Genomic DNA, 24,207 nt, shown 5'->3' with positions numbered 1-24,207 from the left:
GTTACCAACCCCATACAGCTCCAACAGCAAGCCATAGCCAGAGCACATGAAAGTGCGCTATTTATTAGCGGCGTTAGTTGTGAAAACCACTGTTAAAACGCAAGCGACCTCGGCGTGAGGTCGCAGTTATTCAGGAGACCGGCTTGGTTGAATACCAGCGTGGCGTATAAACCCACTCACCACCTTCAGCGCGCGGGAACACGCAGGTGGTGGATGAACCGATCAGCACCATGGTCCGCATATCCACCTGATCAGGCGTTAATGCACCGAGGGTCGTGACCCGCAGCGTCTGGCCCGGACGACCGATATCCCGCCCCAGCACCACGGGCGTTTCGGGCGTGCGATGCTGGGCGACGATTTCCAGCGCACGGCCCAATTGCCATGGCCGCGAACGCGAGATCGGGTTGTAGAAGGCCAGGGCCAGGTCAGCCTCTGCCGCGAGGTCCAGACGCTTCTCGATGATCGTCCAGGGTTTCAGGTTGTCCGACAGCGACATCACGCAGAAGTCATGCCCCAAGGGTGCGCCCGCTTGAGCGGCGGTCGCCAATGAAGCCGAGACACCCGGCAGGATTTCCAGATCGACGCTGTGCCAGCTCGTATCGGTAGATTCGTGCAGCGCTTCGAGCACCGCCGCTGCCATGGCAAATACGCCTGGGTCGCCGGATGAGACGACCACCACTGAACGCCCTTGCGCGGCCAGTTCGAATGCGTGACGCGCGCGCTGCATCTCCTCGCGGTTGTCGGTGCAGTGCAACACTTGATCGGCGCGGAACGGCCCGGCCATGCGCACGTAGGTTTCATAGCCGAGCACGTCGTTGGCACGCGTCAGTTGCGCCTTGACTGCCGGCACCATCAGTTCCGCAGCGCCAGGGCCCAGACCGATCACGGCCAAGCGGCCACGAGGACGACCAATCTGCAACGGGTCAAGCGGTTGCTCAGCCATTGCAATGGTGATTCCGTTAACGTCACAGACGCTGACCGGCTCTGCGAGCGCATTGCGCGCCAGTTCACCGAGACTCCCGGCAGCCGCCGTAAAGCGCAGTGGCACACCCAGCTCCAGCGCCACTTCACGCAACGCCGGGCTCGCCATCTGCTGATCGCTGGCCAACACGCAGGCGACCGATTGCACAGCCATTTTCGCCTGATGCAAGGCATCGCGTATCGCATTCGATAAATCTGCACTGTCAGCGCTCACCGCGACCAGAACGTTTTGCGGGTAGATCCGCAATTCATTGGCCGCAGGCGCGCGTTCGGCGCTACCAATATGAATCGCCAGATGCGCTTGCGGATCCTGCGGCAACTGCGCTTGATCCAGCCACGGGGCGGCGCCTTCGATACGTACGCTCTCACCGGCCAGCAAATCCGAAACAAAGCGCTTGCCCAGCTCCAGATCACCCAACGCATAGCCACTCGGCGGATTGAGCAAACACGTGCCAAAACGCAACTCACCGCTGGTGGTGATGGCCGCAGCCACGCCCAAACCGTCAGCTATCTCGCGGGCCAGCACGTTCACCCCGCCCAGCCCGCCCAGCAACGGCACGACCGCGCTGCCATCCTCGGCGACGGCCAGCACCGGCGGCTCAGCGCCTTTTTCCAGGAGCAATGGCGCCAGCGTGCGAATGACGATGCCGGCGGCGCACAAGGCAATGATCGGCGTGTCGTGTTGATAGAGCTGACGCAGAGTCGCGCCAAACTCGTGATAAACGCGGTCCGCGCCGTCGACCCGTTCGGCCAGGCCGTGGATCAAGGCGCCGGGGTACAGCTGTTGGATCTTGCGCGCGGTCGCGAGGCTGCCATTGCCAAGAATGACAATCGCCGGAACTGGACGAGTCATCAGCCTTGCCACCTTTCGCCGGGAACGATGATCAACGAAAAATACGGCGAGGACATCGGTTCGACCTGATCCAGCGGCACGATCTTCTGATTGGCCATGGTGGCGCGCTCAACATACAGCGCACGCTCTGCCAGACCGAGTTCTTCCAGCACCTGACGCACCTTGGGAAAGTTACGTCCCAACTTCATCACCACCGCCGCGTCGGCATCGGCCAAACGACGCTTGAGTTCTTCGTGCGGCAGCACCCCGGACAACACCGACAGGCTCTGATTGCGATACACCAGCGGCGCACCGAGCACCGAGGCGCCGCCGAGCATCGAGCAGACGCCCGGCACCACTTCAGCCTCGTAACGTTCGGCCAGACGATCATGCAAATACATGTAAGAGCCGTAGAAGAACGGATCGCCTTCGCAAATCACCGCCACGTCACGCCCGGCATCCAGATGCACGGCGAGCTGTTCGCCGGCCGCATCGTAGAAGTCGCTGATCACTTGCTCATAGGAAAGCGGCGCTGCCAAGGTCTCGGTGGTCACCGGGTAGACCAGCGGCAGCAGCGTCTGGGCGTCCTGCAAATGCGCTTCGATGATGCCGAACGCATTGCCTTTTTTACCCTTGGCGACGAAGTACGCCACCACCGGCGACTCGCGCAACAGGCGCAAGGCTTTGACCGTAATCAGCTCCGGATCACCAGGCCCCACGCCAAGGCCGATCAAACGTCCAGGTTGCTGCATCATTCAATCTCCGTGGCGAGGGCATTGACCGCTGCGGCGGCCATGGCGCTGCCGCCCAACCGACCCTGCATGATCACAAACGGCACGCCACGGCTGTCCGCCGCGAGCATCGCCTTGGACTCGGCGGCACCGACGAAGCCCACCGGGAAGCCGAGAATCAGCGCCGGTTTTGGCGCGCCGGCATCGAGCATTTCCAGCAAGTAGAACAGTGCGGTCGGGGCGTTGCCGATCACCACCACGCTGCCTTCCAGGTGCGGACGCCACAGCTCCAGCGCAGCGGCCGAACGGGTGTTGCCGAGCTCGCGGGCCAGGTCCGGAACACTCTCGTCACGCAAGGTGCAAATCACCGGATTGTTCGCCGGCAAGCGCGCACGGGTCACGCCTTCGCAGACCATCCGCGCATCACACAGGATCGCTGCACCGGCGGCCAACGCATCGCGTCCGGCCTTGCCCGCGCCTTCGGAAAATTGCAGACCGTCGATCGCATCGACCATGCCGCAGGCGTGAATCACCCGCACCGCGAGTTTTTCCAGATCGGCCGGAATCCGGTCAAGGTTGGCCTCGGCGCGAATGATCGCGAAGGAGTTGCGATAGATCTCCTGACCGTCGCGGATGTAATCAAGCATCAAGTGGGCTCCGTGGGCGGGCATCAAGCACTGCGCCGGCCGCTTCAATAGTGAGGTTGCGTGCTTGCAGGGCGCCGAAACCCGGCTGCCCTGCATCGCGAAAATAGAGGTCGTAATGACCGGGGCTGACTGCCAGCAAGGTGACCGGCGCGATGTGCGCGGCGGCGCACGAACGTGGGCAGCCGGACAGGTGAACGTGAACTCGCTCGCCGCGACTTTGCAGCTGTGTGGACAATTGCAGGGCATCACCCTTTGTATCTGCCAGACCTTTGCCGCACCCGGCGGATCCTGTGCAGGCGACCAGATGGGTCAAGGCTTGATCGGCACTCAGCAGAAAACCCAGGGCCTGCATTCCCTCACTGAGCGCTGGGGCATCCTGCCGGCGAATGTTCGGCAGCAGCAGGCTTTGCCAAGGGGTCAACCGCAGGCTGCCATCACCGAACGTCTCGGCCAGACGCGCCGCGCCTTTGAGCATCGAAGCATCCAGCCGTCCCAGAGGCGGGACAGCGCCGACATGGACCCGGCCTTCCTGGCGCTGTGGATAAGTACCGATGTGCAACCCCGGGCGCGACTCGGGACGCTGCCAGTCACTGATCGGGGTCAGCGGCACCCGCTCGGCCAAGGCCTGCACTACCGACGCCAGCGAACGCTCGGCCAGCAGATGCCGCATGCGAGTCTGATCCGACCGCGCCAGATCGAGAAACAGCTCCAGCACCGCCACCACCAAGGCGTGACCATCGTCGCGCAACACTGCCCCTGCCGGTGTATCCGCGGGGCAACCCGCCAGACCGAACGCCAGCCATTGCGCGCCATCGCGTTCAACCGCGCTCAACCAGAGGTCATGAGGATGTTCGAGCATCGCCAACGCCTCGCCACCATCCAGCTGCACGGCAAACTTGGCCGACAGTTGGTAAAAACGTTCGTGACTTTGCAGGGTGGCGAGGATCTGCTCGGCCAGCGGGCGCGTATCGAACAACATCTGTCGATCAATACCGGCAGATGGGCTGAGCATCAGGTTACGCACATCATCGCCAGCCGCCGTCTTGGGGCCCAACCCGGCGGCCAGCAGGCTGTCGATCAATGACCGGTGCTCGCTACCGATCCCGCGAATTTGCAGGTTGGCGCGGTTGGTCGCTTCGATCACCCCACCGGCATAACGCTCGGCAGCCTCGGCCACGGCCACCGCCTGGCCTGCACTGATCGACCCGCCATTCAACTTGATCCGGCAGATGCCACCGTCCGATGCCTGGACGATACGCAGCAACCCCGGACAGGCCGAGGGGCGTAAGGCGGTGTGCAGCTGACGTTCGTTCAAGGGGGCGACCGGCTAAGAGGTAGAAGCACTTCGCGAGCGAAGGCGCGGTATTATGCCTGCTTTGTCTGACGGCATGAAAAGCCTGCCCGTCGGAACATCAGGATTGAGGAATATAAATGGCCCCTTGGCTGACAGTAGTGGGAATCAGTGAAGACGGCTTCAAGGGCCTGGGCAAGAACGCTCGACGCGCACTGCTGAGTGCCTCGCGGATTCTCGGTGGCCAACGACAACTGGATCTGTTGCCCGTGTGCATCCGTGGCGAACGACAGCTCTGGCCGAGTCCGTTTTCCCTTGAGCCAGTGCTGACGCAACGCGGTGAGCCCGTCTGTGTTCTGGCCAGCGGCGATCCGATGCTGTTTGGTGTCGGCGCCAGTCTGGCGCGGCAAGTGCCGAGCGATGAAATGCTGATTCTCCCCGCGCCGTCCTCCTGCTCTCTCGCTGCGGCCCGAATGGGCTGGCCGTTGCAAGACGTTGTCACGCTGTCGGTGGTTGCCCGACCGGTCGCGGCGCTGAACGCTCAGTTGTTCAGCGGCGTTCGTTTGCTGGTATTGAGCAATGACCGACACAGCCCCGCCACAATTGCCACGCTGCTGCGTGAACGCGGTTTCGGGCCGAGCCGGATGACCGTGCTCGAACACCTGGGCGGCGAGAGCGAACGACGCGTTGACGGCATCGCCAGCAACTGGACCGAGCCGGTCGTCGCCGACCTCAACCTGATTGCCATCGAGTGCCTCGCCGCCCCTGATGCGCCGCGTTTGTCGCGCCTGGCCGGCTTGCCGGATGCAGCCTTCAAGCACGACGGCCAACTGACCAAACGCGATGTCCGCGCCATCACCCTCGCCCGTCTGGCGCCAGTGCCCGGTGAACTGTTGTGGGATGTTGGCGCCGGCAGCGGCTCGATCGGCATCGAGTGGATGCGTGCACACCCGAGTTGCCGCACATTGGCCATTGAGGCCGATGCTGGCCGCCAGCAACTGATCGAACACAACCGCGATGCCCTCGGCGTGCCCGGCTTGCAACTGATTCGTGGCAGCGCGCCGCAGGCGTTGGCCGGTCTTGAGCGGCCTGATGCGATCTTCATCGGCGGCGGCGTCACCCGCGACGGCGTGCTCGACACCTGCTGGGCGCAGCTCAAACCCGGCGGTCGGCTGGTTGCCAACGCGGTTACCCTGCAAAGCGAAATGACCTTGATGGCCTGGCGCGAACAACACGGCGGCGAGCTGACGCGCATTCATATCGCTCAGGCGCAGCCGCTGGGAGAGTTCGACACCTGGCGCCAGGCGTTGCCGATCACCTTGCTGGACGTGGTTAAACCCTTCGATGCGTGACGAAACCGCCGAACACCCCGCCCCCCTGCGCAGCGGCCTGACTACCGGCAGCTGCGCCACCGCCACCAGCCTCGCCGCCGCACGCCTGCTGCTCGGCGCGGTGACTAGCGATGCGGTGGAGATTGTGCTGCCCAAAGGCAAAAAGGTGCAGATGCGCCTGGAGTTTTGTCGCCTGACTGCCGACGGTGCCGAAGCCGGAACGATCAAGGATGCCGGCGACGACCCGGACGTGACCCACGGTGCATTGCTTTACAGTCAGGTGCGCTTGATCAGCGAACCCGGCATTCGTTTCAGCGCCGGCAAAGGCGTCGGCACCGTCACGCGTCCGGGGCTGGTACTGAGTGTCGGTGAGCCGGCGATCAATCCGGTGCCACGCAAGATGATCACCGACCACCTGCTACTGCTCGCGCAAGAGTTCAGCTACGGCGGCGGTTTTGAGGTGACGGTCAATGTCGAGAACGGCGAGGCCCTGGCGCTGAAAACCATGAACCCGCGATTGGGCATTCTTGGCGGGTTGTCGATCCTCGGCACCAGCGGCATCGTTCGGCCATTTTCCTGCGCGGCGTACATTGCCTCGATCCATCAGGGCATCGACGTCGCCAAAACCAACGGTTACCTGCACATCGCCGCCTGCACCGGCAACGCCAGCGAAGACACCATGCGCCGGGTCTACGACCTGCCGGAAATCGCCCTGATCGAAATGGGCGACTTCGTCGGTGCAGTGCTCAAACATCTGCGCAAAGTGCCTGTGGATAAACTGAGCATTTGCGGCGGCTTCGGCAAGATCAGCAAACTCGCCGCCGGACATATGGATTTGCACAGTCGCCATTCCAGCATCGACCTGCCGCAACTGGCCGAATGGGCCGCGGACATTGGTGCAGACGCAGCATTGCAGCAAGGCATCCGCGAGGCCAATACCAGCCAGCAAGCCCTGGCGATGGCCAGCGCCGCCGGTATCGCCCTCGGCGATGCGGTGTGTCGGCACGCGCTGGATTTCGCCCGCAGCGTAGTGCCCAGACAGGTTCAGGTCGAAGTGTTTGCCATCGATCGCCAGGGTGGCATCGTCGGTCATGCCGGAGCTTTTCAATGAAACGTCTGTTGCTGCTTGGCGGCGTCACCGAAGCCTTGGCGATTGCCCGAACCCTCGGCCCGCAACATATCTACAGCCTGGCAGGCGTGGGTCGGGTGCCGACCGACCTGAACTGTCAGGTGCGGGTCGGTGGCTATGGCGGCGCTGAAGGCCTGACGCAGTTCATCAAGGATCAGGGCATCGATCTGTTGCTCGACGCCACCCACCCCTACGCCGCGCAAATCAGCCGGAACGCCGCCACCGCCGCGCAACAAAGCGGCATCCCGTGCTGGGCGCTGCGCCGCCCGGCGTGGCAAGCGCAGGCCGGGGATGACTGGCGCGAAGTCAGCGACTGGGCCGAACTGATCGAAGCACTGAAACCGTTCAAGCGTCCACTGTTCACCCTGGGCCGCGAACCGTTGCAGCACCTGGATGAAATCCCGCCCGAGCAGTTCTGGACCTTGCGCGCGCTGGAGGTTTATCCCGGCAACGAGCGCTGTGAAGTGATCGGTGCACGCGGACCGTTTTTCATCGAAGACGAACGCGCGCTGTTCGAACGCCGGCAGATCGATGTGCTGATCAGCAAAAACAGCGGCAGCAGCGCCACCGAACCCAAGCTTGAAGTGGCCCGCGAACGCGGGGTGCCGGTGTTGATCCTCAAGCGGCCGGAGTTGCCGGGGGTTGAGCGGGAGTTCTTGACGCTCGACGAAACACTTGAGGCGTTGGCAGCGTTCACTCGATGAGGCAGGATCACTTGCTTGCATGAACAGTAACCTATTTGTTACCTTCAAGGCCGCCTGTGATCACACTCGAAGAATACCTTCAGGACAATGATACGAGCCCGTTCGGGCGCTGGTTCTCCACCTTGGACGCACAGGCGGCACGCAAGGTGTCCAACGCTCTGGTGCGGCTGGAGATCGGCAATACGTCAAACATCAAATGGTTCGACGGTCTCGGCGAATACCGTATCAATTGGGGCCCGGGATACAGAATCTATTTGGTGCAGGAGGGTAAGCGCCTCATCATCCTGTTTGGAGGAGGCGATAAGTCCACCCAGAAAAAGGATATCAAACAGGCTAAAACACTCGTTGCCGAATTTCGGACCCGGAAAAAAACTGAACGGAACATGAGGTAACGCAATGGCTCTCACCCGAAGTTACAAGCATACGATTGCCGAGCGCGCCCAGCGTGACCCCGAGTTCGCCCAGGCGTTATTGGATGAGGCTGCTACTCTGTTCCTCAATGGAGAACCGGAAATCGCTCGGATCATTCTTCGCGATCTGGTCAACGCCACCGTAGGTTTCGAAGAGCTGGCAAAGGAAACGTCAAAACCCAGCAAAAGCCTGCATCGAATGTTGTCTGCCAAGGGCAACCCAAGCATGGATAACCTGGCGGCAATATTTGCAGTCATTCGAACGACGCTCGGCGTAGATATAAAAGTGCATGCCGTACCTGCTCACTGACAGGAATGAATCGAAAGCCGCTGCGACACCACACCGCACGGCGGTTTTTTACTTATCGTCCCCGATCAGGCTAAATACCCGGCTTGATCATCCACCCAACCGGATATGCCCCATGTCCCGACAACGGCTAGCATTTGCCTGGATCGCCTGCTTCGCAGTGCTGTTCAATATGCTCGCCATGCCGATGTCCGGCGCGATGGCCAAGGCGGCCAGTCAGTCGCCGGCCGAGCAATTGTTGTGGGGCAGTTTCTGCTCGTCCAGCGGGACGAAAATGGTGGCGACTTCTCTGGGCAAACTTGAACAAAAAGCCCCTTCAAACGACGATCATTCAAATATGCAGCATTGCTGGTGCTGCTCTGGCTCGGCGCCTTTGATGGCGTTGCCAGGCCATGTTCCGCAGCTGTATTTCGCGCGTTTCGAGGCCAATCGAAGCCGACCTGCGCCGACCCTTGACCTGCCCACACCACGCCAGCAATGGCCCAGCCTCAATCCCCGAGCCTCTCCTCTGGTCTGATTACCCTCGCAATTGATCTGCGTGTCTAATCGTTCTGGAGAACTGCCATGTTGAAGAAACTCATCGTTCTGGCCGCCCTGCTGCTGCCCGCGTGCTTTGCCAATGCCCACGAATACAAAGCCGGAGAACTGGAAATCGCACACCCTTGGTCGCAAGAGCTACCGCTCAACGCGCCAACGGTTGCTGCCTATTTCGTGATTCACAACAACGGCAAAATCGCCGATCGCCTGCTCAGCGTTGCTTCGCCGATCGCAGGCATTGCCGAGCTGCACGAGCATGTGATGCAAGGTGATTTGATGAAAATGCAGCAAGTGCCGAGCGTCGAGATTCCGGCGGGCGGCGACATCACGTTCGCACCGATGGCCTGGCACGTGATGCTGTTGGAACTCAAAGACCGCAGCCTGCTCCGCGACGGCAAGCGCTTCCCGCTGACCCTGCATTTCGAAAAGTCCGGCGACGTGACCGTTGAGGTCGCCGTACAGAAACAACCACCCGCCGGCACCGAAGAGCACAAGCACGCCCAGTAATCACAGCCTGAAAAACCTGTGAACGCACGGCGCTCGCTCAGCGTCAGGCGATCAGTGCCGCGTAACACCTCGTTGAAGGTTGCACGCGGTAGCTGGATCAGCCTGTTCGCCATGTTGATGATCTTTATCGGCCCACTGATTTCTCAGTCGATGCCGATGGATCAACGCATGCCGATGCCTATGAACATGTCGATGGACATGAGCATGGACATGTCGGCGAACGCCCACCCCGAGCAAAACGCGCAAGCGACTACCGAACACTGCGCACCCAAACCCGATCACCATGCGCTCTGGGAAAAGTGCGGCTATTGCAGCCTGCTCTTCAACTGCCCGGCGCTGCCCGGCAACCTGTCGTTCGCGGCCTTCGACACACCTTCCGCCCACAGCTTCATCAGCCCCTCCCCCCGCCTGGGCCATGCCCGGCAAACCGTCTTCCCCGGCGCCCGCACCCGCGCCCCGCCCATCGTCGCGTAAACACCCCCCTACTCATACGGCCGACTGTAGAGAACGACAGCCGATGGCTGCTGGCCGTGTTGTTGACGACTGATTGACGGAACCTTTATGTCCAGGTTTTCTGCTGACACACGCTTGAGCGCTGCTCAGGCATTTTTCGCCCTGAACGCGCCACGCGCTCGTTTCAAACAGGCCACTGCCGTTCTGTGCGGTGCCCTGTTTTCCCCGCTGGCCTGCGCGGCCGAGCAACCGATAGACCACAGCCAGCACACTGAAGAGCTGAGCCCGACGGTAATCACTGCCATCGCCCCCAGTTCGCCGCTGACTATCGTCACCAACCCCAAAGACCCGCGCCAACCAGTGCCGGCCAGCGACGGTGGTGATTACCTGAAGACCATTCCCGGCTTCGCGCTGGTCCGCAACGGCGGCACCAACGGCGATCCGGTGCTGCGCGGCATGTTCGGCTCAAGGCTGAACATTCTCACCAACGGCGGCATGATCCTCGGTGCCTGCCCTGGCCGGATGGACGCCCCAACCTCCTACATTTCACCGGAAACCTACGACAAGCTGACCGTGATCAAAGGCCCGCAAACCGTACTCTGGGGACCTGGCGCCTCTGCCGGCACCATCCTGTTCGACCGCGAGCCGGAAAGCTTCGGCGAGCTGGGCACCCGGGTGAACGCCAGCCTGCTGGCCGGCTCCAACGGGCGTTTCGACAAACTTGTCGACGCCGCTGCCGGTGGCCCACAGGGTTACATCCGGGTGATCGGCAACACCGCTCACGCCGATGACTACCGCGACGGCAACAACGACACCGTGCCGTCGCGCTACGACAAATGGAACGGCGATGTCGCCCTGGGCTGGACGCCGGATGCCGACACGCTGCTGGAACTGACCGTCGGCAAGGGCGACGGCGAGGCACGTTCCGCCGGCCGTGGCATGGACGGTTCGCAGTTCAAGCGCGAAAGCCTGGGCCTGCGTTTCGAGAAGTCGAACCTTGGCGAGGTGCTGGATAAGCTCGAAGCGCAGGTCTACTACAACTACGCCGACCACGTGATGGACAACTACACCCTGCGCACGCCATCCGGCACCGGGATGATGGCCGGGCCCATGGCCTCCAACGTCGACCGCCGCACCCTCGGTGCACGGATCAAGGCCACCTGGCGCTGGGCCGATGTGCAGTTGATCAGCGGTATCGATGCGCAAACCAACGAACACCGTCAGCGCGCCGCCATGGGCATCGACACCTATAAGGACGTGCCGCGTAACAAGGATGCGGACTTCCATAACTACGGCGTTTTCAGTGAGCTGACCTGGTACGCCGCCGACCGTGATCGTCTGATCAGCGGTGCGCGACTGGACCGTGCTTCGGCCAGGGATTTTCGCCAGACCATTGGCTCCGGGATGATGAGCCGACCCAACCCGACCGCCGACAAGAGCCGTGCCGATACCTTGCCGAGCGGTTTCGTGCGCTATGAACATGACCTGGCGGACAGCCCGACCACGCTCTACGCCGGTCTGGGCCACGCTGAACGCTTTCCGGATTACTGGGAGCTATTCTCGCCAAAATCCGGCCCGGTCGGTTCGCTCAACGCCTTCGATTCGATCAAGCCTGAGAAAACCACTCAGCTCGATGTCGGCCTGCAATACAAAACCCACGACTTCGAAGCCTGGGTCTCGGGTTATGTCGGCGAAGTGCACGACTATATCCTGTTCGATTACACCCCCGGCATGATGGGCATGACCTCACGGGCCGAAAACATCAACGCGCGAATCATGGGCGGCGAACTCGGCGCAGCCTACAACCTCACCTCCCATTGGAAAGCCGATGCGACCCTGGCCTACGCCTGGGGCAAAGACACCACCCACGACACGGCACTGGCGCAAATGCCACCGCTGGATGCACGTTTCGGCCTGACCTACAGCGAAGACAACTGGAGCGCGGGCGCCTTGTGGCGAGTGGTCGCGGCGCAGAACCGCATCGAGCAGAACAAAGGCAACGTGGTCGGCAAGGATTTCGGCACGAGCCCGGGTTTCGGCGTGTTCTCGCTCAACGGCGCCTACCGGATCGACAAGCACTGGAAGGTCAGTACCGGCGTCGACAACCTGTTTGGCAAGGCGTACGCCGAGCACTTGAACCTGGCCGGCAACGCCGGGTTCGGCTACCCGGCCAATGACCCGCAAGCGATCAACGAACCAGGGCGCACGTTCTGGACCAAGGTCGATATGAGCTTCTAAAGGCATCGCGAGCAGGCTCGCACACAGGATCGCTGCAGAATCTGTGGGAGCGAGCCCGCTCGCGATCGGTTGCGCAGCGACCGCAAACAAACAACAAAGATCCACGCCAAGCGGAGCACCTGATGAACCAACCCAAACCGAATTTCTACAACCTGGCCTGGCGCTGGCATTTCTATGCCGGGCTGTTCGTTGCGCCATTCATGGTGATGCTGGCCTTGACTGGCATCGTTTACCTGTTCAAACCGCAACTGGACCCACTGATGTACGGCAGCCTGCTCACTGTGCCGGCCGGCCATCACCCCGTCAGTGCCGACGAGTTGCTGCGCCGTGTCAAAGAGGCTTATCCACAGGGCCAGATCAAGCAGTACCTGCCACCGGTCAATGCCGAGCGCAGTGCGCAGTTTGTCGTTAAAAATGCCGGCAGCGAGCTCAATGTCTTTATCGATCCGTATCACGCCGACGTCCTCGGCGAGCAGGACGCGAAGAAAAACCTGCAAGCCATCGCCCGGGCCATTCACGGCGAGTTGATGATCGGCACTGTCGGTGATCGGCTGGTCGAACTCGCGGCTGGCTGGGGCGTGGTGCTGGTGGTGTCCGGGATGTTCCTGTGGTGGCCACGCGGTAAAACCGGTGCGGGAATCGTGTGGCCACGGTTCAGCAGTCGCGGACGAGTGCTCTGGCGTGACCTGCACGCCGTGAGCGGATTCTGGGGCGCGGCGTTTCTGCTGGCGATGCTGCTCAGCGGCATGACCTGGACCGGTTTCTGGGGCAAGCAATACGCCGAGGTCTGGAACCGCTTCCCGGCGGCCATGTGGGATAACGTGCCCAAATCCGACCAAGAGGCCCGCAGCCTGAACACCGCTACCCGTCAAACCGTGCCCTGGGCCATGGAAAACACGCCGATGCCAATGTCTGGCGACCATGCCGAACACATGAGCCACAACGGTGGCAGCACTGCCCCGGCGGCGCCGACCATCAGCCTGCAAGACGTGCAGGACATCGCCGTTCAACGCAAGGTCGAGCCGGGTTACAGCATCACCTTCCCGACCACCGCCAGCGGCGTGTTTACCATCGCGGTGTTCGCCGACGACCCGCGCAACGACGCCACCCTGCATGTCGACCAGTACCGCGGTGAAGTGCTGGCCGATGTGCGCTGGCAGCATTACGGCAACGTCGCCCGCGCCACGGAAATGGGCGTGATGCTGCACGAAGGCAAGCTGTTCGGGCCGTTCAACCAGATTGCCGTGTTGCTGATCTGCCTGATGATCCTGCTCAGCGCCGTCAGCGGTGTGGTGATCTGGTGGAAGCGCCGTCCACAGGGCAAGCTCGGTGTTCCGCCGTTACGCCATGACCTGCCGACCTGGAAAACCGGGGTGGTGATCATCCTCGCATTGGCGGTGATATTCCCGTTGGTGGGTGCTTCGCTGATCGCGGTGTGGCTGCTGGACCGCGTGCTGTTGTCGCGCTTGAACCGTCAGCCTGAATCAGCCTCATCTTCATCCTGAATACAGCGGGAGACATGAAGAGGCGCCGAAGACTCTACAATGCCGGCCCACGTCGGGTCGTCAGTGAGCGGACACCTGCTGCTCCAAGGTGGCGCATCACAACGCACCAGCGCGCCAGACACGTCCCTTCATGGTGCGCCGCTTACCGGCGCAACCGCTCTAACACGACATTTCCTTGCCTTTCTCCGACCGGGCACAGCCCTTGCTAAAGACCCTTCAGTAGTCCGCATCTGCCAACCAAGAAAACTCATAAGTTCATGGAGATCGCACAATGAAGCGTCGCAGTTTGATCAAGGCTTTCACACTATCGGCATCGATTGCCGCGATGGGCATGACCTGGACTGTCCAGGCCGCCGAGACCATCAAGGTCGGGATTCTGCATTCGTTGTCCGGGACCATGGCGATCTCCGAAACCTCGCTCAAAGACATGGCGCTGATGACCATCGACGAGATCAACGCCAAGGGCGGGGTCAACGGCAAGATGCTCGAACCGGTGGTGGTCGACCCGGCGTCGAACTGGCCGCTGTTCGCGGAAAAGGGCCGGCAGTTGCTGACCCAGGACAAGGTCGCGGTGGTGTTCGGCTGCTGGACCTCGGTGTCGCGTAAATCGGTATTGCCGGTGTTCGAAGAGCTCAACGGCCTGCTGTTCTACCCGGTGCAGTACGAAGGCGAAGAGATGTCGCCGAACGTTTTCTACACCGGCGCCGCGCCGAACCAGCAGGCGATCCCGGCGGTGGAATACCTGATGAGCGAAGAAGGCGGCAGCGCCAAGCGCTACTTCCTGCTCGGCACCGACTACGTCTACCCGCGCACCACCAACAAGATCCTGCGCTCGTTCCTGCACTCCAAAGGCGTGGCTGACAAGGACATCGAAGAGGTCTACACGCCGTTTGGTCACAGCGACTATCAGACCATCGTCGCCAACATCAAAAAATTCTCGGCGGGCGGCAAGACGGCGGTCATTTCCACGGTCAACGGCGACTCCAATGTGCCGTTCTATAAAGAACTGGCCAACCAGGGCCTGAAAGCCACCGACGTTCCGGTCGTGGCCTTCTCGGTGGGCGAAGAAGAACTGCGCGGCATCGACACCAAACCGCTGGTGGGCAACCTCGCCGCGTGGAACTACTTCGAGTCGGTGGAAAACCCGGTGAACCAGAAGTTCGTCGCCGACTGGAAAGCCTACGCCAAAAAACACAACCTGCCGGGCGCCGACAAAGCGGTGACCAATGACCCGATGGAAGCCACCTACGTGGGCATCCACATGTGGGCGCAGGCCGCCGAAAAAGCCAAGTCCACCGATGTCGACAAGGTCCGCGAAGCGTTGGCCGGCCAGACCTTCGCCGCGCCGTCGGGCTACACCCTGACCCTGGACAAGACCAACCACCACCTGCACAAACCGGTGATGATCGGCGAGATCCAGGCCAACGGTCAGTTCAACGTGGTCTGGCAGACCGAAGGCCCGATCCGCGCCCAGCCGTGGAGTCCGTTCATACCGGGTAACGACAAGAAGCCGGAGTATGCGGTGAAGAGCAACTAAGCAGCAGGAACAAGCCTCCTACAAAACCCTGTAGGAGCAAAGCTTGCTCGCGATGGCGGTTCGTCAGACACACCGCCATCGCGAGCAAGCATTGCTCCTACGGGGTCAGCCGTCGCCTTTCAGGACGTAGCCATGTCCCTTTATCGCCTGTTTCTCGCTATCGCTTTTGTACTATCGCCGATGGTCGCCCATGCCGGGGACGCCGAAGACTTCGTCGCGGCCAATCCGGTGCAGCAAGCCAGGCTGTTGGAAACCTGGGCCGCGCAACCCGACCCGGCCCGCATAGAACTGATCAACGCCCTGCAACAAGGCCAGTTGACCGTCGATGGCGAAGCCAAAACCCTGCGCCTGAATAATCGCCTGCGGGGCTTGATCGACACCGCGCTGGCCAGCCACCAACTGCTCGCCGCTGACGCCAAAGTGCGTTTGAGTGCCGCGCAGCAACTGCAAAAAAGCGCCAAACCTGCGCAGCTCGCATTCCTCGACCGGCAACTGGCTGGCGAAAAAGACCCAAGCGTTCACGCCGCCCTGAGCCTGGCCCTGGCCAATCTGCAACTGGTGGACGCCGACCCCGCCGTGCGCCTCGCCGCAGTGCGCCTTCTCGGTGAAACCGGCGACCCGCTGGCCCGCACCCGCCTCGAAGGTTTGCTCGAATCCGGCGTCGAAGACGATGCCTCAGTGCACACGGCTGCCGAAACCAGTCTGGCGCAAGTCAAACGCAAACTGCTGGTCGGCGAATTGCTCGGTCAGGCCTTCAGCGGCATGTCGCTTGGCTCGATCCTGCTGTTGGCGGCCCTCGGTTTGGCGATCACTTTCGGCCTGCTTGGGGTGATCAACATGGCCCACGGCGAGATGCTGATGCTCGGTGCCTACTCCACGTATGGGGTGCAGTTGCTGTTCCAGCGCTTCGCCCCGCAAGCGATCGAGTTCTATCCGCTGATCGCTTTGCCGGTGGCGTTTTTCGTCACCGCTGGCATCGGTATGGCGCTGGAGCGCACGGTGATTCGCCACCTCTACGGGCGGCCACTGGAAACCCTGCTCGCCACTTGGGGCATCAGCCTGATGCTGATTCAGCTGGTGCGTTTGTTGTTCGGCGCACAGAACGTCGAAGTGGCGAACCCGGCCTGGCTCTCGGGCGGGATTCAGGTACTGCCTAATCTGGTGCTGCCATACAACCGCATCGTGATCATCGCGTTCGCGCTGTGTGTGGTGGTGCTGACCTGGCTGCTGCTGAACAAGACCCGCCTCGGCTTGAACGTGCGCGCGGTCACCCAGAACCGCAACATGGCCGCCTGCTGCGGCGTGCCCACCGGGCGTGTCGACATGCTCGCCTTTGGCCTCGGTTCGGGCATTGCCGGCCTTGGCGGCGTGGCCCTGAGTCAGGTCGGCAACGTCGGCCCGGACCTTGGTCAGAGCTACATCATCGACTCGTTTCTGGTGGTGGTGCTCGGCGGCGTTGGCCAACTGGCCGGCAGCGTGCTCGCCGCCTTCGGCCTGGGGATTGCCAACAAGATTCTTGAACCGCAAATCGGCGCCGTACTCGGCAAGATCCTGATCCTCGCGCTGATCATTCTGTTCATTCAGAAACGCCCGCAAGGACTCTTCGCACTCAAAGGACGGGTGATCGACTGATGAACCAGCCCCTGATGCTCACGGCCACGCAAAAGGCCGGCCCCAAAGTCACGATCGCAGTGGGCGCAGTGATTCTCGCACTGCTGCTGGTGCTGCCGCTGCTGTCATTGCTGCCTGCCGACAGTGCGTTTCACGTCTCGGCCTACACACTGACACTGGTGGGCAAAATTCTCTGCTACGCCATCGTCGCCCTGGCCCTGGACCTGGTCTGGGGTTACGCCGGTCTTCTGTCCCTGGGCCATGGCCTGTTCTTCGCCCTCGGCGGCTATGCCATGGGCATGTACCTGATGCGCCAGGCGTCGGGCGATGGCCTGCCGGCGTTCATGACCTTCCTCTCATGGACCGAATTGCCGTGGTACTGGACCGGCACCAGCAGCTTTATCTGGGCCATGTGCCTGGTGGTGCTGGCGCCGGGTTTGCTGGCGCTGGTGTTCGGTTTCTTCGCCTTCCGCTCGCGGATCAAGGGCGTGTACTTCTCGATCATGACCCAGGCCCTGACTTTCGCCGGGATGCTGCTGTTCTTCCGCAATGAGACCGGGTTTGGCGGCAACAACGGTTTCACCAATTTCCGCACGATCCTGGGGTTCGGCATCACTGAACCGGGCACGCGCGCGGTGTTGTTTGTCGCCACCGTGCTATTGCTGGTGGCCAGCCTGTTCATCGGCTGGCGCCTGGCGCAAAGCAAGTTCGGCCGGGTATTGACTGCCCTGCGTGACGCAGAAAACCGCTTGATGTTCTGCGGCTACGACCCACGCGGTTTCAAGCTGTTTGTCTGGGTCTTGAGCGCGGTGCTGTGTGGTCTGGCCGGTGCGCTGTACGTACCGCAAGTGGGGATCATCAACCCCAGTGAAATGTCACCGACCAACTCCATCGAAGCCGCCGTGTGGGTCGCGCTCGGCGGGCGCGGCACGTTGATCGGGCCGCTGCTCGGCGCGGGCGTGGTCAATGGCATGAAGAGCTGGTTCACCGTGGCCTTTCCCGAATACTGGCTGTTCTTCCTCGGCGCGCTGTTCATCATCGTGACCTTGTACCTGCCCAAAGGCGTGATCGGTTTGCTGAAAAAAAGAGGTGAACAATGAGAATCACTCCAACAGCCGAGTTCATGCTTGAACCGGTCTTTTTTCCACCGGAGCCCAACAAGGACGCCGGCAGCAGCCGCGACGCCATCGGTCTGGGGCAACGTGTCGGCCCAGGCCTGAACACCCTTCACGGCACTATCCTCACACTTGAAGACATCAGCGTCAGCTTCGATGGTTTCAAGGCACTCAACGCGCTGAACCTGTACATCGGCGTCGGCGAACTGCGCTGCATCATCGGCCCCAACGGCGCCGGCAAAACCACGCTGATGGACGTGATTACCGGCAAGACCCGGCCCAGTCACGGCAAGGCCTGGTTCGGTGAAACCCTGGACCTGACACGGATGAGTGAAGTGCAGATCGCCCAGTCCGGGATCGGCCGCAAGTTCCAGAAGCCGACGGTGTTCGAAGCCTTGAGCGTGTTTGAAAACCTTGAACTGGCGCAGAAAACCGACAAGTCGGTGTGGGCCAGTCTGCGGGCTCGTCTGAGTGGTGAACAAAAAGATCGCATCTGCGAGGTGCTGGAGACCATTCGCCTGACCAGCTCGGTCAATCGCCCTGCCGGTCTGCTGTCCCACGGGCAGAAGCAGTTTCTGGAAATCGGCATGTTGCTGATGCAGGACCCGCAACTGCTGCTGCTCGATGAACCGGTGGCGGGCATGACCGATGCCGAAACCGAATTCACCGCCGAGCTGTTCAAGAGCCTGGCCGGCAAGCATTCGTTGATGGTGGTGGAGCACGACATGGGCTTCGTCGGCTCGATTGCCGACCACGTCACGGTGTTGCATCAAGGTAGCGTGCTGGCCGAAGGGTCTCTTGCGCAGGTTCAGGATAACGAGCGGGTGATCGAGGTGTATCTCGGTAGGTAATTTGTCCTCGTAGGAGCAAGGCTTGCCCGCGATAAGGTCCGCAGGACCTTCAATACGATCTGAGATTTTACGACTGCTTCGCAGCCGATCGCGGGCAAGCCTTGCTCCTACAGGGGGCTGTGTGAACCACAAGGAAATTGAACATGCTGCAAGTCGACAAGCTGCACCAGTACTACGGCGGTAGTCACATTCTGCGGGGCCTGAGCTTTGAGGTGAAGGTCGGTGAAGTCACCTGCCTGCTCGGGCGCAACGGTGTCGGCAAGACCACCTTGCTCAAATGCCTGATGGGGCTGTTACCAGCCAAAGAAGGCGCGGTGAATTGGGAAGGCAATCCGATCACCTCGTTCAAGCCGCATCAACGGGTTCATGCCGGCATTGCCTACGTGCCGCAAGGCCGGGAGATTTTCGCGCGGCTGACGGTGGAAGAAAACCTGCTGATGGGGCTCTCTCGCTTCCCGGGCTCCGAGGCCAGGGAAGTCCCGGCGTTCATCTACGAGCTGTTCCCGGTACTGCTGCAAATGAAGCAACGCCGCGGTGGCGATTTGTCGGGCGGCCAGCAACAACAATTGGCCATCGGTCGCGCACTGGCCAGTCGGCCACGCTTGCTGATCCTCGACGAGCCTACCGAAGGCATTCAGCCGTCGGTGATCAAGGAGATTGGCGCAGTAATCAAAAAGCTCGCCGCACGAGGTGACATGGCGATCCTGCTGGTCGAGCAGTTCTACGACTTCGCCGCCGAGCTGGCCGATCAGTACCTGGTGATGTCCCGGGGCGAGATCGTCCAGCAAGGCCGCGGAGAAAATATGGAAGCCGAGGGTGTGCGCGGGCGGGTTACGATCTAGTCTGTAGCGTCCTGACGATAAATAAAATATATGACTGTCCTTGCGCCCATTTCAAACACTGCAGCACTGTTCACCCCCAGCTGGCACGCCGAGCTGGAGCTCGGTTACGCCCGCTTCGGCGACAGCACGCGCCCGGTCCAGCGCCGCCACAAAGGCCCGCTGCGGGTGCAAAAACACCTGTACGCCGAAGGCCCCGAGGTGTGCCAGCACATCATCGTCCACCCGCCCGGCGGCATTGCCGGTGGTGATCGGCTGGACATTACGGCGTGCGTCGGCACCGACGCCTGGGCACAGCTGACCAGCCCAGGCGCTGCCAAGTGGTATCGCGCCGCCGGGCCAGCCTGTCAGCGGCTCGATTTGAACGTCGCCGCTGGTGCCACGCTGGAGTGGCTGCCGCAAGAAACCATCGTGTTCAGCGCCGCTCAGGCTGAGCTCAGCACCTCGATTGAACTGCAAGGTGACGCGCGGCTGTTCTATTGGGACGTGGTGGCACTGGGTCGCCCGGCCAGCGGCGAACGCTTCGAGCGCGGGCACTTTCAGTCACAGCTGGAAATCCGCCGCGACGGCCAGTTGCTCTGGCACGAACGCCAGCGCATTGTCGGGGACGACGGTTTGCTTGATTCGCCAATAGGGCTGGATGGCCAGCCGGTGTTTGCAACGTTGCTGGTGACGGGGGAAATCGACAGCGATTTACTGGAGACCTGCCGCTCGTTGCCCAATGACGTGCGCGGGGATCTGACGCAGTTGCCGGGGCTGTTAGTCGCCCGTTGCCTGGCCAGTGAAGCCCTGCTGGCGCGAGGCTGGTTGATTGATTTGTGGCGTTTGCTCAGACCGGCCCTGCTCGGCCGCGAAGCAGTCCCCCCCAGAATCTGGAGCACCTGAATTGTTTTTCTGTGGGAGCGAGCTTGCTCGCGATAGCGATCCAGCAGCCAGCATCTGTATTGAAGGTGATGGCCTCATCTTCGGATCGCCGCCCGGAGCCGGCTCGCTCCCACAGGGGATTTGTATTCACAAATCCAACACCTTTTAACTGCCGATCATGGATTTCTACGATGGACCTGACCCCACGCGAAAAAGACAAGCTGCTGATCTTCACCGCCGGCCTGGTCGCCGAGCGGCGTTTGGCGCGCGGCGTGAAACTCAACTACCCGGAAGCGATGGCCTATATTTCCGCAGCGCTGCTCGAAGGCGCACGTGACGGCCAGACGGTCGCCGAACTGATGCACTACGGCACCACGCTGCTGAACCGCGAGCAAGTGATGGAAGGCATCCCGGAAATGATCCCGGAGATCCAGGTCGAGGCGACCTTTCCCGACGGCACCAAACTGGTCACCGTCCACCAACCCATCGTTTGAGGCTGCGCCATGACTTATCACATTCGTGATGCCGTGCATGCCGATCTGCCGGCGATCCGCGACATCTACAACGACGCGGTCCTCAATACGACCGCGATCTGGAACGAACAGGCCGTGGACCTCGCTAACCGCCAGGCCTGGTTCAGCACCCGGCAATCCCAGGGCTATCCTGTTCTGGTGATTGTCGACGCCGACAACAGCGTGCTCGGTTATGCCTCGTTCGGCGACTGGCGGCCATTCGACGGTTTCCGTCACACCGTCGAACATTCGGTGTACGTGCGTAGCGATCAGCGCGGCAATGGCCTCGGCCCACAGCTAATGGACGTGTTGATCGAACGCGCCAGGGACTGCAACAAACACGTGATGGTCGCCGCCATCGAAAGCGGTAACGCTGCCTCGATTCGCCTGCACGATCGGGTCGGTTTCACCACCACCGGGCACATGCCGCAAGTCGGTACCAAGTTCGGCCGTTGGCTCGACCTGACCTTCATGCAGTTGATCCTCAATCCGGGCGCGGAGCCGCCTGTCGCCAACAAGGAGTGATACCTCATGAACACTGCCCAACTGCGACGCGTGAACACCGAAAGTTTTGCGCACTACCGTCAGGGCTTGATCGACTTGCTGTTTGACGCCGTGCAGCACGGCGCCTCGATCGGCTTCATGGCCGACCTTGATGATGCCCAGGCCCGCGCCTACATCAACAGTGTCCAGGCCGGGCTTGAGGACGGCAGTCTGTTGCTGTGGGTAGTGGTTCACGATGAAAAGGTCCTGGCCAGCGTGCAACTGGCCCTGTGCCAGAAAGCCAACGGCCGCAATCGCGCCGAAGTGCAAAAGCTGCAGGTGCGCCATGACACGCGGCGACGCGGCCTGGCTCAACAACTGATGAATGCGCTGGAGCTTGCTGCGCACCAGCACAAACGTGGCCTGCTATACCTCGACACTGAAGCCGGCTCCGCGGCCGAAGCGTTCTATCAGTCCCTGGGCTACACCCGTGTCGGTGAATTGCCCAACTACTGCCAAAGCCCGGACGGTCGCTACACCCCGACCGCCATCTACTACAAGACCCTGGGACAACCCGAATGATTCCTGGCGAATATCAGATCAAGCAAGGCGACATCGAGCTCAACGCCGGCCGTCGCACCCTGAGCCTGACCGTGGCCAACAGCGGCGACCGGCCGATTCAGGTCGGTTCGCACTACCACTTTTTCGAAACCAACGACGCCCTGACGTTCGACCGTGCCGCCAGCCGTGGCATGCGCCTGAACATCCCGGCCGGCACCGCCGTGCGCTTCGAACCGGGGCAGAGCCGCGAGGTCGAGCTGGTGGACCTGGCCGGACATCGCCGGGTGTTCGGGTTTGCCGGCAGGATCATGGGCGACCTCGACTGAATCTGATCCCTGTGGCGAGGGGGCTTGCCCCCGTTCGAGTGCGAAGCGCTCGCACTCCGTGCTGACACGTTCGGTCTGGCACACCGCGATTGCAGGTTTTACGACCGCTACGCGGCCGGACGGGGCGGTGCGGCGTTCCGACAAGCCCCCTCGCCACAATAAATTTGTGCAAGGAACTGAAATGAAGATTTCCCGTCAAGCCTACGCCGACATGTTCGGCCCTACCGTCGGTGACAAGGTCCGCCTGGCCGACACCGAGCTGTGGATCGAAGTCGAAAAAGACTTCACCACCTACGGTGAAGAAGTGAAGTTCGGCGGCGGCAAAGTGATCCGCGATGGCCAGGGTCAGAGCCAGTTACTGGCCTGTGATGTGGTCGACACGCTGATCACCAACGCGCTGATCATCGACCATTGGGGCATCGTCAAAGCCGACGTCGGCCTCAAGGATGGGCGCATTGCGGCCATCGGCAAGGCCGGTAACCCGGACGTCCAGCCGAATGTAACCATCGCGGTCGGCGCCAGCACCGAAGTGATCGCCGGTGAAGGCATGATCCTCACCGCGGGCGGCGTCGACACGCACATCCACTTCATCTGCCCGCAGCAGATCGAAGAAGCATTGATGAGCGGCGTCACCACCATGATCGGCGGCGGCACGGGACCGGCGACGGGCACCAACGCCACCACCTGCACCTCCGGCCCATGGCATTTGGCGCGGATGCTTCAAGCGGTGGATGCGTTCCCGATGAACATCGGCCTCACCGGCAAGGGCAACGCCAGCCTGCCAGAGCCGCTGATCGAACAGGTCAAGGCCGGTGCTATCGGCCTCAAGCTGCACGAGGATTGGGGCACTACGCCGGCGAGCATCGACAACTGTCTGAACGTCGCCGACCAGTTCGACGTACAGGTGGCGATCCACACCGACACCCTCAACGAATCCGGGTTCGTCGAAACCACCCTCGCCGCGTTCAAGGGCCGGACCATTCACACCTACCACACCGAAGGAGCCGGTGGCGGCCACGCGCCGGACATCATCAAGGCCTGCGGTTTCGCCAATGTACTGCCGAGCTCGACCAACCCGACCCGGCCGTTCACCCGCAACACCATCGACGAACACCTCGACATGCTGATGGTCTGCCATCACCTGGACCCGAGCATCGCCGAAGACGTGGCCTTCGCCGAAAGCCGTATCCGCCGCGAGACGATTGCAGCCGAAGACATCCTTCACGACCTCGGCGCGTTCTCGATGATCAGTTCCGACAGCCAGGCCATGGGCCGCGTCGGTGAAGTCATCACCCGCACCTGGCAGACCGCCGACAAGATGAAAAAGCAGCGTGGCCCGCTGGCAGGTGATGGCCAGGGCAACGACAACTTCCGTGTCAAACGCTACATCGCCAAGTACACCATCAACCCGGCCATCACTCACGGCATCAGCCACGAAGTGGGCTCGATCGAAGTCGGTAAATGGGCTGACCTGGTGCTCTGGCGCCCGGCGTTTTTCGGGGTCAAACCGACGCTGATCCTCAAGGGTGGCGCGATTGCTGCCAGCCTGATGGGTGACGCCAACGCTTCGATTCCGACGCCGCAACCGGTGCACTACCGCCCGATGTTCGCCAGTTATGGTGGCTCGCTGCATGCCACCAGCCTGACGTTCATCAGCCAGGCGGCGCAGGATGCGGGCCTTCCCGAAGCGCTAGGGCTGAAAAAGAAAATCGCCGTGGTCAAAGGTTGCCGCGAGGTGCAGAAAACCGACCTGATCCACAACGACTATCTGCCTAACATCGATGTCGATCCGCAGACCTATCAGGTCAAGGCCGACGGCGTGCTGCTGTGGTGTGAACCCGCTGATGTATTGCCGATGGCGCAGCGGTATTTCCTGTTTTGAGATTCATACACGCATAAAAACCC

Annotated in this window: 25 protein-coding genes; 21 read left to right on the top strand and 4 right to left on the bottom strand. The window is 61.7% G+C overall.

The window, feature by feature from the left end; translation table 11 throughout:
* Window positions 1-130 precede the first annotated feature (130 nt).
* From cobJ to cobG, 4 genes are read right to left on the bottom strand one after another with little or no spacing between them, the layout of a single operon-like run.
* On the bottom strand, window positions 131-1,834 hold the full coding sequence (gene cobJ, locus HK44_RS26310) for a precorrin-3B C(17)-methyltransferase (protein WP_019693767.1): 1,704 nt from the start codon (window positions 1,832-1,834) through the stop codon (window positions 131-133).
* The gene (locus HK44_RS26305; protein ID WP_024265183.1) at window positions 1,834-2,565 is read right to left on the bottom strand and encodes a precorrin-2 C(20)-methyltransferase; all 732 of its coding nucleotides are present in this window, start codon (window positions 2,563-2,565) and stop codon (window positions 1,834-1,836) included. The genes cobJ and HK44_RS26305 overlap by 1 nt, the downstream gene beginning before the upstream one ends.
* Window positions 2,565-3,191, bottom strand: a complete 627-nt coding sequence (locus HK44_RS26300; RefSeq protein WP_019693769.1) for a precorrin-8X methylmutase — start codon at window positions 3,189-3,191, stop codon at window positions 2,565-2,567. The genes HK44_RS26305 and HK44_RS26300 overlap by 1 nt, the downstream gene beginning before the upstream one ends.
* Window positions 3,184-4,506, bottom strand: a complete 1,323-nt coding sequence (cobG, locus tag HK44_RS26295) for a precorrin-3B synthase (RefSeq protein WP_019693770.1) — start codon at window positions 4,504-4,506, stop codon at window positions 3,184-3,186. Before cobG ends, HK44_RS26300 begins: the two co-directional genes overlap by 8 nt.
* Before the next feature lie 116 nt (window positions 4,507-4,622).
* On the opposite strand from cobG, the gene HK44_RS26290 reads away from it, so the two are divergent.
* The 21 genes from HK44_RS26290 (at window position 4,623) to ureC (ending at window position 24,184) form a co-directional block, all read left to right on the top strand.
* Window positions 4,623-5,834 carry a bifunctional cobalt-precorrin-7 (C(5))-methyltransferase/cobalt-precorrin-6B (C(15))-methyltransferase gene (locus tag HK44_RS26290; RefSeq protein ID WP_019693771.1) on the top strand — a complete coding sequence of 404 codons (1,212 nt, stop codon included), beginning with the start codon at window positions 4,623-4,625 and terminating at the stop codon, window positions 5,832-5,834.
* A complete protein-coding gene (locus HK44_RS26285) occupies window positions 5,827-6,924 on the top strand; it encodes a cobalt-precorrin-5B (C(1))-methyltransferase (RefSeq protein WP_019693772.1) in 1,098 nt (365 codons plus the stop codon). The genes HK44_RS26290 and HK44_RS26285 overlap by 8 nt, the downstream gene beginning before the upstream one ends.
* The gene (locus tag HK44_RS26280; protein WP_019693773.1) at window positions 6,921-7,646 is read left to right on the top strand and encodes a cobalt-precorrin-6A reductase; all 726 of its coding nucleotides are present in this window, start codon (window positions 6,921-6,923) and stop codon (window positions 7,644-7,646) included. Before HK44_RS26285 ends, HK44_RS26280 begins: the two co-directional genes overlap by 4 nt.
* 56 nt (window positions 7,647-7,702) lie before the next feature.
* Window positions 7,703-8,038, top strand: a complete 336-nt coding sequence (locus HK44_RS26275) for a type II toxin-antitoxin system RelE/ParE family toxin (protein ID WP_019693774.1) — start codon at window positions 7,703-7,705, stop codon at window positions 8,036-8,038.
* Between the two features lie 4 nt (window positions 8,039-8,042).
* Complete coding sequence (locus HK44_RS26270; protein ID WP_019693775.1) at window positions 8,043-8,366, top strand: DNA-binding protein; 324 nt, start codon at window positions 8,043-8,045, stop codon at window positions 8,364-8,366.
* A gap of 112 nt (window positions 8,367-8,478) precedes the next feature.
* Window positions 8,479-8,880 (top strand): DUF2946 domain-containing protein, encoded by a 402-nt coding sequence (locus tag HK44_RS26265; protein WP_019693776.1) that lies wholly within the window; start codon window positions 8,479-8,481, stop codon window positions 8,878-8,880.
* A 47-nt stretch (window positions 8,881-8,927) separates the two neighbouring features.
* Complete coding sequence (locus HK44_RS26260; protein WP_019693777.1) at window positions 8,928-9,407, top strand: copper chaperone PCu(A)C; 480 nt, start codon at window positions 8,928-8,930, stop codon at window positions 9,405-9,407.
* Between the two features lie 54 nt (window positions 9,408-9,461).
* Complete coding sequence (locus HK44_RS26255; protein WP_019693778.1) at window positions 9,462-9,881, top strand: DUF2946 domain-containing protein; 420 nt, start codon at window positions 9,462-9,464, stop codon at window positions 9,879-9,881.
* Between the two features lie 87 nt (window positions 9,882-9,968).
* Complete coding sequence (locus HK44_RS26250; RefSeq protein WP_019693779.1) at window positions 9,969-12,098, top strand: TonB-dependent copper receptor; 2,130 nt, start codon at window positions 9,969-9,971, stop codon at window positions 12,096-12,098.
* A 122-nt stretch (window positions 12,099-12,220) separates the two neighbouring features.
* Complete coding sequence (locus HK44_RS26245) at window positions 12,221-13,603, top strand: PepSY-associated TM helix domain-containing protein (protein ID WP_019693780.1); 1,383 nt, start codon at window positions 12,221-12,223, stop codon at window positions 13,601-13,603.
* Between the two features lie 271 nt (window positions 13,604-13,874).
* Window positions 13,875-15,140, top strand: coding sequence for an urea ABC transporter substrate-binding protein (urtA, locus tag HK44_RS26240; RefSeq protein ID WP_019693781.1), 1,266 nt, complete (start codon window positions 13,875-13,877; stop codon window positions 15,138-15,140).
* Window positions 15,141-15,272: 132 nt separating this feature from the next.
* A complete protein-coding gene (urtB, locus tag HK44_RS26235) occupies window positions 15,273-16,772 on the top strand; it encodes an urea ABC transporter permease subunit UrtB (protein ID WP_019693782.1) in 1,500 nt (499 codons plus the stop codon).
* Window positions 16,772-17,851, top strand: coding sequence for an urea ABC transporter permease subunit UrtC (gene urtC / locus HK44_RS26230; RefSeq protein ID WP_019693783.1), 1,080 nt, complete (start codon window positions 16,772-16,774; stop codon window positions 17,849-17,851). Before urtB ends, urtC begins: the two co-directional genes overlap by 1 nt.
* Complete coding sequence (urtD, locus tag HK44_RS26225) at window positions 17,848-18,717, top strand: urea ABC transporter ATP-binding protein UrtD (RefSeq protein WP_019693784.1); 870 nt, start codon at window positions 17,848-17,850, stop codon at window positions 18,715-18,717. The genes urtC and urtD overlap by 4 nt, the downstream gene beginning before the upstream one ends.
* Window positions 18,718-18,860: 143 nt before the next feature.
* Complete coding sequence (urtE, locus tag HK44_RS26220) at window positions 18,861-19,559, top strand: urea ABC transporter ATP-binding subunit UrtE (protein WP_019693785.1); 699 nt, start codon at window positions 18,861-18,863, stop codon at window positions 19,557-19,559.
* 30 nt (window positions 19,560-19,589) lie between these two features.
* The gene (locus HK44_RS26215; protein ID WP_019693786.1) at window positions 19,590-20,441 is read left to right on the top strand and encodes an urease accessory protein UreD; all 852 of its coding nucleotides are present in this window, start codon (window positions 19,590-19,592) and stop codon (window positions 20,439-20,441) included.
* Between the two features lie 170 nt (window positions 20,442-20,611).
* Window positions 20,612-20,914, top strand: coding sequence for an urease subunit gamma (ureA, locus tag HK44_RS26210; RefSeq protein WP_019693787.1), 303 nt, complete (start codon window positions 20,612-20,614; stop codon window positions 20,912-20,914).
* A 9-nt stretch (window positions 20,915-20,923) separates the two neighbouring features.
* Window positions 20,924-21,457, top strand: a complete 534-nt coding sequence (locus HK44_RS26205; RefSeq protein WP_019693788.1) for a GNAT family N-acetyltransferase — start codon at window positions 20,924-20,926, stop codon at window positions 21,455-21,457.
* A 6-nt stretch (window positions 21,458-21,463) separates the two neighbouring features.
* Window positions 21,464-21,997 carry a GNAT family N-acetyltransferase gene (locus HK44_RS26200; protein ID WP_019693789.1) on the top strand — a complete coding sequence of 178 codons (534 nt, stop codon included), beginning with the start codon at window positions 21,464-21,466 and terminating at the stop codon, window positions 21,995-21,997.
* Window positions 21,994-22,302 (top strand): urease subunit beta, encoded by a 309-nt coding sequence (locus HK44_RS26195; RefSeq protein WP_019693790.1) that lies wholly within the window; start codon window positions 21,994-21,996, stop codon window positions 22,300-22,302. Before HK44_RS26200 ends, HK44_RS26195 begins: the two co-directional genes overlap by 4 nt.
* 181 nt (window positions 22,303-22,483) lie before the next feature.
* Window positions 22,484-24,184, top strand: coding sequence for an urease subunit alpha (gene ureC / locus HK44_RS26190; RefSeq protein ID WP_019693791.1), 1,701 nt, complete (start codon window positions 22,484-22,486; stop codon window positions 24,182-24,184).
* Window positions 24,185-24,207 lie beyond the last annotated feature (23 nt).

This window comes from Pseudomonas fluorescens HK44, from assembly GCF_000217955.3.
Taxonomy (GTDB): Bacteria; Pseudomonadota; Gammaproteobacteria; order Pseudomonadales; family Pseudomonadaceae; genus Aquipseudomonas; species Aquipseudomonas fluorescens_AQ.
The sequence above is the reverse complement of the archived record's forward strand: the minus strand, read 5'-3'. Positions and strand labels throughout refer to the sequence as shown.